Here is a 14066-nt window from a genome sequence, read left to right on the forward strand (position 1 = left end):
GCCCGATGAGCTTACTCAGGTAAGTGATTCGGGTGAGTGAGCGTAGCTAACACCCCCTGCAACTTCAAGGGCGAAGGGTATAAGGGGAGCTATGCAGCCATTTATTACCCTGGAAAATATCAGTAAAACCTTTTATGGCGTCAAAGCGCTGGATAAGGTGGCTATGACCCTGTTACCCGGTGAGGTACATTGCCTTGCAGGGCAAAACGGTTGCGGCAAATCCACACTGATCAAGATTATCTCCGGTGTTTATCAACCCGATACCGACGCCACGATGACTATTGATGGCAAAACCTATTCAACCCTGACTCCCATTGAATCTGTCCGGCTGGGGATTCAGGTGATTTATCAAGATTTATCATTATTCCCCAACTTGACCGTGGCTGAGAATATCGCCATGAACCATTATCACCATCATCTGTGGGTGAACAAACGTCAGATGCGGGAAACCGCCGAGCGTGTCATCAAGAGCATTGATGCCCATCTTAATCTGGATGAATTGGTTGAAGACCTCCCCATTGCCCAGAAACAGTTAGTCGCCATCTGCCGTGCGCTGGCGCAGGATGCCCGGCTAATTGTGATGGATGAACCGACCGCATCTCTGACCCGGCAAGAGGTTAACGGCCTGCTGCGGGTGGTGCATGAACTGAAATCACGCAATATCTGCGTGGTATTTGTCAGCCACCGGTTGAGCGAAGTGCTGGAAATTTCAGACCGTATTACCGTGCTCAAAGATGGTAACTGGGTCGGAACCTACCCTGCCGCTGAAGTTGATAATGCACGGCTGGCCTGGCTAATGACCGGTATGAAGTTTGATTTTCAGGTGCTGCCACCCTATAGCGCTTCGCTTGCGCCAGTGCTGGCAGTGGAAGAGCTTTCCCGTGGCAATGAATATCACGATATTTCACTAACATTGCATCCCGGTGAAATTGTCTCACTGGTCGGCTTATTGGGTTCTGGCCGCACAGAATTGTGCCTCAGTCTATTTGGTTTAACTGCACCAGAGTCAGGCACCATTCGTATCAATGATAAGCCGATGTATTTTACCAGTAACCGCGATGCTATTGCCGCAGGCGTCGGTTATGTCTCAGAAGATCGCATGAGTACCGGACTGATCATGGAACAATCAATTCGCGACAATATCAGCGCCACCGTTTTACACCGGCTTAAAAACACTTTCCACCTGATGCGTACCGAGCGAGTCGATACATTGGTCGAAGACATGGTTAAGCACCTATCTATCAAAATTGGTGATAGCGAGTTGCCGGTCAATACCTTATCTGGCGGTAATGCGCAGCGTATTGCCATTGCCAAATGGCTGGCAACTGACCCACAAATATTGATTCTCGACTCACCAACCGTTGGGGTAGATATCGCCAATAAAGCCGGTATTTATAATATTATCAATGCACTGGCAGCACGGGGAATTGCGGTGTTAATGGTTTGTGATGAGATTGATGAAGCCTACTTTAATAGCCACCGTATTTTAGTGATGCGGTCTGGCCGGCTGGTGCAGGAGTTCTTGCCAGGTAACAGCAGCGAAGCAGCCATTGCGGAGGTAGTAAATGGCTAATCCCCATGCACTTAATAAACCTGATGTTGGTAAAACAGGTCTATTTAATAAAGAACATCTGAAACGCCATGAAGTGATGTTGGCTTTCACCATATTGATTATTTCGACTTATCTTGCTTTCACCAGTCCAGATTTTCTGACGCTCGCCAATATTTATGACTTGATAAATAACTATGCCATGTTGACCATCTTGGCCTGTGGCTTATTTATCGTATTGATTTCTGGCGGTATTGATATTTCATTCCCGGCGATGACCATTATCTCGCAATATGTCATGGTGACATTAATTGTGAAGTTTGGTGGCAACTTCCCGGTGGCTTTCGCACTAGCCGGTGGTATCGGCTTATTATTGGGGTTAATTAATGCGCTGTTAGTTAATCGCCTGCGCGTGCCGTCTATCATTATCACCATTTCCACGCTGAATATATTCTACGGATTGCTGCTGTATCTCAGTCGTGGTGTCTGGCTATATACCTATCCGGAATGGTTCGAACATGGGCCAATGCTGTTCTCCTTCACCGCCGCCGATGGCTATGACTATGGCCTTTCATTGCCCATCTTGACATTGCTGGCGACTATTATTGTCACGGCTCTGCTGATGACACGCACCAGTATTGGCCGGCAAATTTATGCATTGGGCGGTAATCAGGAAGCAGCCTCCCGCATGGGATTCAGTATCCTCAAACTGCAACTGTTTGTTTATGGCTATATGGGCTTTTTATCCGGCATTGCCGGTGTAGTGCAGTCCTATACCGTCTTGACGGTAGCGCCCGACTCATTGCTCGGTTATGAACTCACCGTGCTGGCCGCCGTGGTGCTGGGTGGCACCAGTATTGTTGGCGGGCGCGGCACCTTAACCGGCACTCTGCTGGGGGTGATTTTGCTGGCAATATTGCAAAATGGTTTGAATTTACTGGGTATTTCGTCGTACTGGCATACCGTGGTTATCGGTCTGGTGATTGTCATCAGTATCAGTGTGACCGCCTGGGGCCAACGTCATAAGGTAGGGATATAACCATGTCGAAAACTACTCAACGTGATCATACCGAGCGCTGGTTACTGGCCTTACTGGTGCTGGTTTCTATCGGGTTTAGCCTGTTTATTCCTTACGTGTTCTGGTCGACGGCTAACTTTCAATCTATCGCTTCACAAATCCCGGTCGCCGGAGTATTAACACTGGCGATGGCGATTACCATGCTGACCGGCGGTATCAACCTGTCGATTATTGCTACTGCGAATGCCAGTGCACTGGTAATGGCCTGGATGTGTACCCATCTGGAGCCGACATTCAGCTCAATGGTATTGATGTTGCTGGCAGGAGCTGCGGTCGCTTTGGTGGTGGGGCTTATCAATGGGGTGCTTATCTCGGTGGTGCGTGTCTCCCCAATTTTGGCGACACTGGGCATCATGACCTTGCTCAAAGGCGTGAATGTGCTTATCTCCAAAGGCTCGGCAATTTCTAATTCCCTAATTATGTGCTGGCGTTGGATCGCAGCTATTTTCTCGGGGTTCCGGTACCACTTTATCTGTTTGCTGCGGTGGCGTTGGTTATTTGGCTTATTTTGGCCAAGACCCCGCTTGGCCGCCAGATATACCTGTCCGGTTCCAATGAGAAAGCCACTTTCTTCTCCGGAATTAATACTCGCCGTACATTGATTTGGGTGTACGTGATCTCATCATTACTGTGCGCCGTTGCGGCCTTATTGATGATGTCCAAGCTAAACTCGGCCAAAGCCTCCTATGGCGAATCACTGTTACTTATCACTATCCTGGCGACGGTGTTAGGCGGGGTTAATCCTGATGGCGGGTTTGGTAAGATTGTCGGCATTGTGTTAGCGCTGTTCCTGCTACAGATGCTGGAGAGCGGGCTGAATATCATGGGTGTGAGCAGTTATATCACCATGGCTCTGTGGGGTTCATTACTGTTGGCATTTATCTTTGTCAACGGTGCGAAGATCCCAGCGTTTCGTTTCTTACGGCAAAATAAACCGTCAAACTAAACACAATTTAGCCAAAAGAAAAGGCTGGCGATTCATGCCAGCCTTTCTATTAATAGCGGTAAAATAAGCTATTTCACGTTGCGCTAAAGTTACTTAACTTCGCCCATCGCTTTCAGTTTTTTCGACAATTCACGGCGTTCTTTAGACAGATCAGCGTTTTTGATGATGTAATCATCGACACGATCTTCATAGTCACCACGCATATTAGCGATAATGGCCTGAACCTCTTCGATGCTCATGCCTGGTTTGATGTATTCATTCAGGTTATCAAGCAACAGAACGCGTTTTTGGTTATCACGAATTTTCTTTTCGTTATCAACGATTTCGCGCTGCAACTTGTTTTTGCGACGGAACATACGCACAAACTCCAAAACGTCCTGGAAAGTTGGCTTACTTGCATTATCCATTTTCACACCTTCACTTAAGTTTTACACAAATTCAATTGCTGGTGACCAGGCTACCTGCACCATACCGCTTTGCCGCACCTGATGACAAGATTCATTGCGTTATCTTACCTGCTTTACCCGCCAGACAGAAATTTCATCCGCCTTAAGACCCGACTGATTACCTGCTTAAGGTCATATTAATCAGATCATCCAATTCCTCAAGCTGTTTGGTTAACTCCATACTCAGCCAAACATAGCCATAAATCGGCGTTTCTATCTGCTGCTCTTGTGTCACGGCCAACATCAATGATTTCAACTCAGTAGAGATTTCATTCAGCTCACCGGCCACCTCCCGCTCACGGGCAGGAGATCCATCGCGCAGGCTGTCACTTAATGTATTCAAAGTGCGGATTGTCATCAACTGAGTACTGCGCAAGCCTTTGGCATTGAGCATAATAAAATGGCTTTCCCGCGACGACCAATAAGCATCCACCAACAATTCTAGCGTGCAAATCAGGTTGCGGTTCAGTGTCTGAATTGCCTCAAAAACGTCTTTATTAATATGAGATTCTTTACTGGCAGGCGCAATAAAAGTACGCATTTTAACCGACTGACTGAGTGCAGCTTTTAATTTAAGCTCTAACCGTGGGCGCTCGATAACATTGGGCGATAAATAAGCCGCATAGATTTGGCTGATGGCCCGCAGATTATCACTCATCTGCATACGCCAATGGGTGAAAGCGCGTTGTGGATAGACACTGGTAAAGACCAATGCCAATAATGAACCAAAAATAACATCACCGCTGCGCCACAGGGCGGTGGTCATATCGCCTGGCGCTGACCCACACACTACCGCCAGAGTGATGCCGATGAGCAAAGCCATGTAGGGGCGTTTGCCCAACGTCAGGTAGCCGCACAGGAGCATCACAACCCCACACCAGGCCAGCATAAGTGTTAAGGAATAAGACTCCAGATACAGAGCAATCAAACCGGATATCGCACCAAAAACAGTCCCGCCAATACGCTGCATCGCTCGGGTCAGCACATTGCCCCAATAGGATATCGGCCCCATCACCACCGCTAATGTGATCAACGGCCAGGTACCTTCCGGCACGGCGAATAATCAGGAACGTTAAGATAAACGCCAACGTAATACGTAAAGCGTGCGTAATGCGGTAATGGGTGTAGATTAGGTTATCCAATGGCGATATTTTTTTATTCAGGCGCACACATACCTACTCTCAATAAAATACCAAAACCTAAGTCTAGCTGAGTTATTACGCGCTGGCATTGGATTAACCGTTACCAAAAGTAGCAGGAATAAATGGGGGGAATAAGTATTCCCGGTCAGGTATTGCCAGCCGGGAAATACGCTTATTTAAAGTCAACTGCCATCTGTTGCACAATAGACACGCCAACGCTGGACTCGACACAACAAGCAATATAATCGGTGAACCGTGGCGACGGCGACATTCCCAAGCTGAGTAAACGTTCATTACTGAACCGCACGTTCAGCATGGCAAATGCACCATATAAGCGCATGGCTTTTAGCATTAAACGCTCATTACAGGGGCCGAAAATCCCTTCCAGTTGATTACGCATTTGCACCAAAACACCATACTCCACCTGACGATAATCAGCTCCCACAGGCTTTTGCCGGGCAGCGGTTGACATCGCCTGATCAATCTGGGCAAAACTAACACTGTTCTTCTCGCCGGCAGAAATATGATAGATATTATCGGGTAAGTTTGGATGCAGTAAAATACACACTAAAGCATCTGCGCAATAATCGACTGGAATAACATCGATATAGTCATCCAGCGAGCACATGAACTTGCGCAGTATTAATGCCATGCGAAATACCCAAAAGATGCTGCTGGATGGCTGGCAGCCCAGCCGGGTATGTCCGACTACAATTGATGGCCGGGCAAATACCAAAGGTAACCCAGGGCATTCTTCCGCCAATAAGCGCTCAATGGCTGATTTAGATTTAGTATATTCCACCAAATGCGCGTCATCCTCTGCGGATAATACCTGCTCGCTCACCACAGTATCGGCATCGGGTGTACAAGACATAGCCGTTCCCACATGGATGAATCGTTGTAAACCGGCAACCTGCGACATTCTTTTGCCAAAGGCTAATGTGCCATCAACATTCACTTTCCAGATTAGCGGGTTATTACCAAATGACGCGATAGCAGCACAATTAATAACATGCGTCACCCCATCAATGCGCGAATCATTAATAAAACTGTTCGGTTCAGCTAAATCTCCTAATAAAATATGACTAACATCAATTTTATTCAGCCACCCATTAGGAAGATAAAACTTCACCATATTCTCGCGTATACGCGCTAATCCCTGTTCCGGTGTATTGGCTCTAACCAATAATAAATAATTAAAATCTGAGTTTTCCAATAATAGTTTTTCGAGCACAGCTCCGCCCAGAAAGCCGGTTGCGCCGGTTAACAGAAGTGTTTTCACTATGAGTCCTACTTATTATATTCAGTAGGCGGATTATATGAATAGCTAAGTAAACGGCAGGTAAATATGAGTTAGATCGGCACATTTAGACTAAAATATAATTATTTCAAAATAAATCCTGACGCACCAACCCGCCTGAAATGATATTCTAGCGCTAATGTCATGGGTTACTGCGACTTACCGCAAACAGCGGCCCATTATAAAGAATGGCCATAAGAATTAAGGGTTAAACCGCATAATGTCAGATAAAAATAAATCACCAACATTCTATATTCACGATTATGAAACCTTCGGTCAGCGCCCTGCATTAGACCGCCCGGCACAGTTTGCCGGGGTACGTACCGATTTGGATTTCAATATCATCGAAGAACCGCTGGTGGTTTACTGCGCCCCCGCAGATGACTACCTACCGCAGCCAGAAGCCGTGATGATAACCGGCATCACCCCGCAACATGCCTTAGCCAATGGGGTGAATGAAGCCGAGTTTGCCCGTCAAATCCATCAAGCTTTCAATGTGCCCGGTACCTGTATTCTTGGTTACAACAATATTCGTTTTGATGATGAAGTTAGTCGCAATATTTTCTACCGCAATTTTTATGACCCTTATGCCTACAGCTGGCAAGGGGGGAATTCTCGCTGGGACTTACTCGATGTGATGCGCGCCTGTTACGCCCTGCGCCCCGAGGGTATTGTCTGGCCGGAAAACGAAGAGGGTTTACCCAGTTTCAAATTGGAGCATTTGACCAAAGCCAATGGCGTTGAACACTTGCATGCCCATGATGCGATGTCTGATGTGTATGCCACTATCGCTATGGCAAAGCGGGTAAAACAGGCACAACCGCGGCTGTTTGATTATCTCTATCAGCACCGCAGTAAACACAAAATAAACGCATTGATTGATATTGCAGATATGACACCGCTGGTTCATGTATCTGGCATGTTTGGTGCAGCTCGGGGTAACACCAGTTGGGTTGCGCCGTTGGCATGGCATCCTGAGAATAAAAATGCGGTGATAATGTGCGATCTGGCGGGTGATATGTCACCCCTGCTAGAGTTGGATAGCAATACACTGCGTGAGCGGCTCTATACTCGCCGCGATAAACTCGGAGCCCAAGATGCCGCCGTGCCCCTGAAACTGGTGCATATCAATAAATGCCCGGTGCTAGCGCCTGCGAAAACCCTGTTACCGGAAAATGCCGAGCGTTTGGGCATTGATCGCCAACGTTGCCTGCAAAATTTGCAATTATTACGGCAAAATCCACAAGTGCGTGAAAAAGTGGTCGCCCTATTTGCAGAGGCCGAGCCTTTTGCCGTTTCTGATGATGTGGACGCCCAGTTGTATAACGGTTTTTTCAGTGATGCAGACCGCGCCACCATGAAAATCATTTTACAAACTGAGCCAAAAAATCTGCCAGCACTTGATCTGACCTTCCAAGACCCACGGTTGGAAGCATTGTTATTCCGCTTCCGCGCACGTAATTATCCAAATACGTTGACTGACAGTGAACAACAGCGCTGGTTAGAGCATCGTCGCGAAGCGCTTAATGCAGAAAAAGTGCAAGCCTATATGCTGCAACTGGAACAGTTTTATAACCAGTATGAGGATGATAAAGAGAAGCTGGCACTGCTGAAAGCCCTGTTTGACTATGCCAGAGATCTGGTGAGCTAACCTCATCATGATGATGCCTCAATAAAAAACGGAGCCATTTTCAGGCTCCGTTTGAGGTTAATGACAAAGTGCCTGTAGTGGTGAAAACAGGCAGATCGTAAAGTCGCCGTAAACCCTTCCGTGGGGGCTAGACCCGCGCCTTCCCTGGCGCGGACGCTTTACTATTCTACCTACCTTCACCTTGCAAGATCGAGTCCTCAGGGTTTGTCAGCAGTCTGAACGGAGCTATTTTCAGGCTCCGTTCTAGTCAACTATCACTTAATAGCAACACAGTTACTGTGCCAGTTCGCCATTAAACTGTGGCAGTGCCTGACGGAATGCACGGGTTTTCCAGACCATATAAAGCAAGCCAATTGCACCCCACACCAAGCCCAGCGTCATTGAGCTACTTTCCAGGTTCATCCACAGCACACCAACCGTTCCTGCACCAATCATAGGCAGAATCAGGTAGCTGAAATGATCCTTGAACGACTTGTTACGGCGTTCACGGATATAGAACTGTGAAATCACCGACAGGTTAACGAAAGTAAAGGCCACCAGCGCGCCGAAGTTAATCAATGCCGTTGCCGTCACCAAGTCAAACGAAATAGCAGACAATGCGACGCCGCCCACCAGCAGTACGTTGATTGCCGGGGTACGCCATTTCGGATGCACGTAACCAAACACTTTCTCCGGGAATACGCCGTCGCGCCCCATCACATACAGTAGACGCGAAACACCGGCGTGTGCGGCCATACCTGATGCCAATACGGTGACACAGGAGAAGCACAGAATAACTGACTGGAAGAATTTACCCGCAACAAACAACATGATTTCCGGCTGCGACGCATCAGGATCTGTGAAGCGTGAAATGTCCGGGAAATAGAGTTGCAGGAAATAAGACACCACAATAAAGATCACGCCGCCAATCAATGCCGTCAAGAAAATCGCTTTCGGGATCACTTTACCGGCATTCGGGGTTTCTTCAGACAGCGAACTGATGCCATCGAAACCCAGGAATGAGAAGCACAGTATCGTGGCCCCGGTTATCATCGGCACCAAATGGGCATTTTCAGAATAGAACGGACGTGGGCTAACCAATGTACCCGCACCTTCCCCCTGATAAACACCGTGAATCAGCAACCCCATGAAGACCACCATGATAGCCACCTGAACCACAACAATAACCGAGTTCAAGTTGGCGACCACATTGATGCCACGCAGGTTGAACAGCGTCATTAGGCTGACCAGCGCGCCAACAAAAATCCACGATGGCACACCAGGGAAAATCGCTTCGAGATAAATTTTCGCCAACAGAATGTTAATCATCGGCATGAACAGATAGTCCAGCAATGATGACCAACCCACCATAAAGCCAACATTGGGGCTAATGGATTTCTGGGCATAGGTATAGGCCGAACCCGCAGACGGGAAGCGTTTAACCAATTTGCCATAGCTGATGGCAGTGAATAGCACCGCTATCAACGCAATGGCGTAAGAAGTCGCGACGTGACCATCGGTCAGGCCGGAAACGATGCCAAAAGTATCGAAAATGGTCATTGGCTGTAAATAAGCCAACCCCATCATCACAACTTGTACCAACGTCAGTGTTTTTCTAAGTTGAACACGGTTATTGGTGCCAGTTTGATTGGTGCCGACTGCAACAGTTGCATTATGCGTCATGATTCAGCCTCCCCATACCTTTAACCCAATTTGCAAGTCTAGCTCGCAGGTCAAAGGTGACGGGGAAACTTCGTATCTGCCTGGGATACGTAAGTGGGGAAACGAGAGCGGTGAAACGGGTATGTGCCATACCTGTTGCGCCATAATCGCTGCATGTGCAGCGCATACCGGTGGGCACCGGTGCCAGTGTGAATAATTGCCCCATCTTTCTTTCCTCATAACGGCGATTTTCGTATGTGAATAATCGCTCGCGAACCTGTTTATCTATCCGGATCGTTGTCCGGCCTCTTGGGTTTGTGAAAACACGAATGCAAAAAAATAACCGACGCGTTTAAACGTCGGTTATTGCATGGCGCGTATTTTGCCCTAACTTGGGAGCAAAAAACAAGATGTTAAACCGCTTGAAACAATATTCTTATGGCAGTTTGATCTAAACGGCTCTTTCCAGGCTGTATCAGCGCTGAGCGGCAGTTTCTACCCGCTCAATCGCTGCCCACATTTTGTCTGAATTCAGCTCAACGGGCAGATAATGAATTGACTCACTCGGCTTCAGAATTCGGCCAATCACTAGCTCAATGACAGCACGGTCATTAATATCAACATTCAATGCCGCCAGATGTGTCGGTAGGCCCAATTGATTAAATGCCACAATCAGGGATTGCAAGGCTTCATCCTGCTCCAACAAGGCGGTCTGAACCAATATCCCATAGGCGACTTTGGTGCCATGCAAAAAATGTTCAGTTTGCGGCAATAGCGTCAAACCGTTATGTACCGCATGAGCAGCCGCCACGCGGGTATAGCGCTCGCCCAACCCGCCAACCATGCCACCACCGGCAATAATCGCATCAGCCACATCGAGGAAATCTTGCGTCAGTTCACCCTGCTTCACCGCTTGCAATGCGGCTTCACTCTGTTTGAGCAACACATTGCGAATCTCCAAAGCAACCTGTAACCCCAAACGGACTGTCAAAGATAACGTTTCCGGTTGCGGGCTAAGAACCCCCGCCTCGTACCATTTCGCCAGGGTATCGCCAATCCCGGCCAGCAGATATTCCACCGGTGCCCGTAAAATAATGCGTGGCTCGACTAATACTAAGTGATTGGCATCTTTGAAAATTTCAAAATTCAGTGCTTGTCCGGCATCATTGTACCAAACGGAAAGCGGAGTCCAGGCCGCACAGGTTGCGGCAATAGTGGGAATCGCCACTACTGGCAAACCCAGTTTACGTGCCACCACCTTTGCTGTATCTAATACCGCCCCGCCGCCAATGCCTATCACGACTTGGCGATCACTGCCCGCCGCGCTCACCAAATCAGCCACAGTAGATTCACTGCAATGGGTCGAAAATGACGCGCGCACCGCCTGAGGGCGGTTAAATTCTGCTGGCAGATAATCAATAGCTGCGGCCAAAGCGCGCTCTCCATAGATCCACAGCGCATTTTCCAGTACCGCCTGAGGATAAAACTCACTCAGTTTGTCGATAGCGCCGGGAAAAGAAAAATAGTTGGCAGGCCCCACCTGCACTCGGATTGCGTTCGTGCTCATGCCCCTATCCCTTTTAACTCATTATTTATTTTAAGTTGTGATGTCATCTGCGTTTTCCCATCTTAAGGGCATACTTATCATTGTTTAATAACTTTTTGATATACCTTAACTATTTTAGTTTGTTGCGAATAATAGAAACTATGTTAAAAAAGAATGATATCAGCAGCATTATTGACTGCCTGTTTCGTTACAATCTTTTATAGGGCAGTCATCGAAATTATGTCTACCATCACTCCCGCCCGCCTTGAGATGCGAAATATCTCTATCTCGTTTTCTGGATTTCATGCCCTACAACAAGTTGATTTCACACTGGAAGGTGGTTCGGCTCATGCATTAGTCGGTGCTAATGGTGCGGGTAAATCGACCTTGATGGCGATCCTCTCCGGCGCTCACAGTCACTATCGTGGTGAGATCTTCATTGATGGTCAGCAGGTAGATATTCACTCACCCCGTCAGGCAAAACAGCATGGTATTCATGTGGTTCAGCAAGAAGTTGATGTTGCGCTGGTTCCAACTCTGTCGGTAGCAGAAAATATTATGCTGGATACGCTGGCTGAACAGGGGCACCTGTTTAACTGGCCGCAATTGTACCGTCAGGCAGGAGCGCTACTCGAGCAACTCGATCTCAAATTGAATGTGCGCCAGCGCCTGGAATCCTGCACATTAGCCGAAAAGCAGCAGGTGCTGTTGGCCCGCGCCCTTTCCCATCAATGCCGTTTTCTGATTCTGGATGAGCCTACCGCGCCACTGGATCAAGAAGAGAGTGCGTGTTTGTTTACAGTGGTTCGCCGCCTGCAATCCGAAGGGATAGCCATCGTTTTCATTTCGCATCGCATTCATGAATTGCGGGAAGTTTGTGATCAATTGACCGTATTACGCGATGGCCGCAAGGTCAGCCATGATGCAATGGGTGACCTGAGTGGTGAACAAATTGTCGAAAAAATGCTCGGTCATACCTTGGATGATATTTACCCCCCTCGACGAACCGCTTCCAGTAACAAAACCTTATTGTCCGTTAAGGGGTTACATGACCAACACAAGTTACGCGATATCTCCCTGACATTACATGAAGGGGAAATATTAGGGATTGCCGGCTTAGCTGGCGCGGGTAAAACCGAATTGTGCAAAGCCTTGTTTGGCGCCACGCCGAGCCGGGTTGATCAGGGTGAATTACAGGGTAAACCGTGGAAACCACGTTCGCCAGACCGCTCCGTCGCGCAGGGGTTGGCTTTGGTGCCAGAAGAACGACGTAAAGAAGGCATTTTTATCCACGAAGGTATCCCGATGAACCTGAGTGTGGCCGCTGATGACAGCTTTTCGCGCTGGAGTATTTTTAGCCGTCGCCAGGAGTTGAGTTGGGCCAAAGAGATCATTCAGAGACTGGGAGTCCGCACCTCATCGCCGCAACAAAAACTGGCCCGTTTATCGGGGGGAAATCAGCAAAAAGTGGCGATAGGCAAGTGGCTGCGCGGGAATGCCCAAGTGCTGATTTTTGATGAGCCAACCAAAGGGGTGGATATCAAAGCCAAACAGGATCTATTCAATCTGATTGATGGGTTAGCGCAGCAGGGAAAAGGTATTATTTATGCTTCCGGTGAATTCTCTGAATTAGTCGGTTTATGCTCTCGTATCTGTGTGTTGTGGGATGGGCGTATTGTGGCGGAACTGAATGCCGCCGATGTCGATGAAGAAACATTATTACTATTTTCAACCGGAGGAACCCCTCAGTGAGTAAAGAAATACCCCTGCCAGACGCGCAGCCGTGGCGTCACCAGTTGTTTGATTTTCTCTACAAATGGGGGATGTTACTCACCGTTGTGGCGCTAATCGCGTTATTTGGGCTAGCCTCAGACAATTTTCTTGATCCCAACAATATCATCAACATTTTACGCTCCATTGCCATTGTGACGGTGATTGCCATCGGCGTGTCGATTTCCCTGTCGATTGGCGGCTTTGACTTATCGGTCGGTTCCACCGCGTCGCTGGCGAATGCCATCGTCGTATCGCTGTTTGTCTGGTACGGGTTTGGCACGACCGGAGCCATCATCCTGACCTTGCTTATTTGTACTCTGGTGGGGCTGTTTAATGCCTTTCTGATTGTGGTGCTGAAAATCCCCGATATGCTGGCAACCCTGGCCAGCCTGTTTGTGATTCAGGGCGTGGCCATGACGTACAGCTATGGCGGCTCTATCACGCAGAATATGCTGCTACCCAGCGGCGATATGGCGGAGGGCGTCATTCCTGAGATGTTTTCAGCACTGGGTCAAGTGCCGGTGATCGTGCTTATTATGTTGGCGGTAACAATTGTAGTGCAGTTGTATTTGTCGCTGACCAAACATGGCCGTCGGATGTATGCCATCGGAGGGAATCCGGAAGCGGCGCGTTTGGCGGGCATTCGAACTGTGCGTTATCGGGTGCTGGCTTATGTATTGTCATCTCTGCTGGCGGCACTGGGTGGGATTTTACTGGCATCGAGGATTGGCTCGTCACAAGTCAATGCTGGCGGCGGCTATCTGATGGATGCCGTGGCAGCAGCCTATATTGGCTTTTCACTCGCCGGTTCCGGCAAACCCAATGCCTTCGGCACCTTAATTGGTGCGATTATCCTTGGTGTGCTGCAAAACGGGCTGGTGATGCTGTCAGTGCCTTACTACGCGATGGATATTATCAAAGGATTGGTTCTGGCGATGGCGCTGGCGTTGACCTATATTCATCAGAAGCGGTGATTGGGTGCGAAATAAGTGAG

Annotated in this window: 9 protein-coding genes and 2 pseudogenes; 6 read left to right on the plus strand and 5 right to left on the minus strand. The window is 48.4% G+C overall.

Annotated elements, in window-relative coordinates; genetic code table 11:
- Nucleotides 1–91: 91 nt before the first annotated feature.
- From YALDO0001_RS01575 to YALDO0001_RS01585, 3 genes and pseudogenes are all read left to right on the plus strand, one after another.
- Complete coding sequence (locus YALDO0001_RS01575; RefSeq protein ID WP_004699375.1) at nt 92–1573, plus strand: sugar ABC transporter ATP-binding protein; 1482 nt, start codon at nt 92–94, stop codon at nt 1571–1573.
- A 76-nt stretch (nt 1574–1649) separates the two neighbouring features.
- Complete coding sequence (locus tag YALDO0001_RS01580) at nt 1650–2588, plus strand: ABC transporter permease (RefSeq protein ID WP_026018016.1); 939 nt, start codon at nt 1650–1652, stop codon at nt 2586–2588.
- Between the two features lie 2 nt (nt 2589–2590).
- A pseudogene (locus YALDO0001_RS01585) lies at nt 2591–3573 on the plus strand (ABC transporter permease).
- Between the two features lie 89 nt (nt 3574–3662).
- Here YALDO0001_RS01585 and tmaR read toward each other — a convergent pair.
- The 3 genes and pseudogenes from tmaR to YALDO0001_RS01600 all read right to left on the minus strand — a co-directional run bounded on the left by tmaR (nt 3663) and on the right by YALDO0001_RS01600 (nt 6443).
- A complete protein-coding gene (gene tmaR / locus YALDO0001_RS01590) occupies nt 3663–3980 on the minus strand; it encodes a PTS system regulator TmaR (RefSeq protein ID WP_042548368.1) in 318 nt (105 codons plus the stop codon).
- 157 nt (nt 3981–4137) lie between these two features.
- Nucleotides 4138–5188 (minus strand): annotated as a pseudogene (locus YALDO0001_RS01595) (FUSC family protein).
- A gap of 145 nt (nt 5189–5333) precedes the next feature.
- Nucleotides 5334–6443 carry an SDR family oxidoreductase gene (locus YALDO0001_RS01600; RefSeq protein ID WP_004699381.1) on the minus strand — a complete coding sequence of 370 codons (1110 nt, stop codon included), beginning with the start codon at nt 6441–6443 and terminating at the stop codon, nt 5334–5336.
- Nucleotides 6444–6681: 238 nt separating this feature from the next.
- Here YALDO0001_RS01600 and sbcB point away from each other — a divergent pair, with 238 nt between their 5' ends.
- On the plus strand, nt 6682–8112 hold the full coding sequence (gene sbcB, locus YALDO0001_RS01605; RefSeq protein ID WP_004699382.1) for an exodeoxyribonuclease I: 1431 nt from the start codon (nt 6682–6684) through the stop codon (nt 8110–8112).
- Between the two features lie 273 nt (nt 8113–8385).
- Here the strand turns inward: sbcB and YALDO0001_RS01610 are convergent, their stop codons facing one another.
- Together YALDO0001_RS01610 and YALDO0001_RS01620 are read right to left on the minus strand one after the other, a co-directional pair.
- Nucleotides 8386–9774: an APC family permease gene (locus tag YALDO0001_RS01610; protein ID WP_004699383.1), complete on the minus strand. Its 1389-nt coding sequence runs from the start codon at nt 9772–9774 to the stop codon at nt 8386–8388.
- Nucleotides 9775–10228: 454 nt separating this feature from the next.
- Complete coding sequence (locus tag YALDO0001_RS01620) at nt 10229–11320, minus strand: oxidoreductase (protein ID WP_042839253.1); 1092 nt, start codon at nt 11318–11320, stop codon at nt 10229–10231.
- Nucleotides 11321–11539: 219 nt separating this feature from the next.
- On the opposite strand from YALDO0001_RS01620, the gene YALDO0001_RS01625 reads away from it, so the two are divergent.
- Together YALDO0001_RS01625 and YALDO0001_RS01630 are read left to right on the plus strand one after the other, a co-directional pair.
- Complete coding sequence (locus YALDO0001_RS01625) at nt 11540–13051, plus strand: sugar ABC transporter ATP-binding protein (protein WP_004699385.1); 1512 nt, start codon at nt 11540–11542, stop codon at nt 13049–13051.
- The gene (locus tag YALDO0001_RS01630) at nt 13048–14046 is read left to right on the plus strand and encodes an ABC transporter permease (protein WP_042839254.1); all 999 of its coding nucleotides are present in this window, start codon (nt 13048–13050) and stop codon (nt 14044–14046) included. Before YALDO0001_RS01625 ends, YALDO0001_RS01630 begins: the two co-directional genes overlap by 4 nt.
- Nucleotides 14047–14066 lie beyond the last annotated feature (20 nt).

It is taken from the genome of Yersinia aldovae ATCC 35236 (genome assembly GCF_000173735.1).
In the GTDB taxonomy this organism is placed as follows: Bacteria; Pseudomonadota; Gammaproteobacteria; order Enterobacterales; family Enterobacteriaceae; genus Yersinia; species Yersinia aldovae.

What these genes read in the sequence shown, in the direction of transcription:
- YALDO0001_RS01575 (WP_004699375.1), top strand. Translation starts at nt 92, where the DNA reads ATGCAGCCATTTATTACCCTGGAAAATATCAGTAAAACCTTTTATGGC.
- YALDO0001_RS01580 (WP_026018016.1), top strand. Translation starts at nt 1,650, where the DNA reads ATGTTGGCTTTCACCATATTGATTATTTCGACTTATCTTGCTTTCACC.
- tmaR (WP_042548368.1), bottom strand. Translation starts at nt 3,980, where the DNA reads ATGGATAATGCAAGTAAGCCAACTTTCCAGGACGTTTTGGAGTTTGTG.
- sbcB (WP_004699382.1), top strand. Translation starts at nt 6,682, where the DNA reads ATGTCAGATAAAAATAAATCACCAACATTCTATATTCACGATTATGAA.
- YALDO0001_RS01610 (WP_004699383.1), bottom strand. Translation starts at nt 9,774, where the DNA reads ATGACGCATAATGCAACTGTTGCAGTCGGCACCAATCAAACTGGCACC.
- YALDO0001_RS01620 (WP_042839253.1), bottom strand. Translation starts at nt 11,320, where the DNA reads ATGAGCACGAACGCAATCCGAGTGCAGGTGGGGCCTGCCAACTATTTT.
- YALDO0001_RS01625 (WP_004699385.1), top strand. Translation starts at nt 11,540, where the DNA reads ATGTCTACCATCACTCCCGCCCGCCTTGAGATGCGAAATATCTCTATC.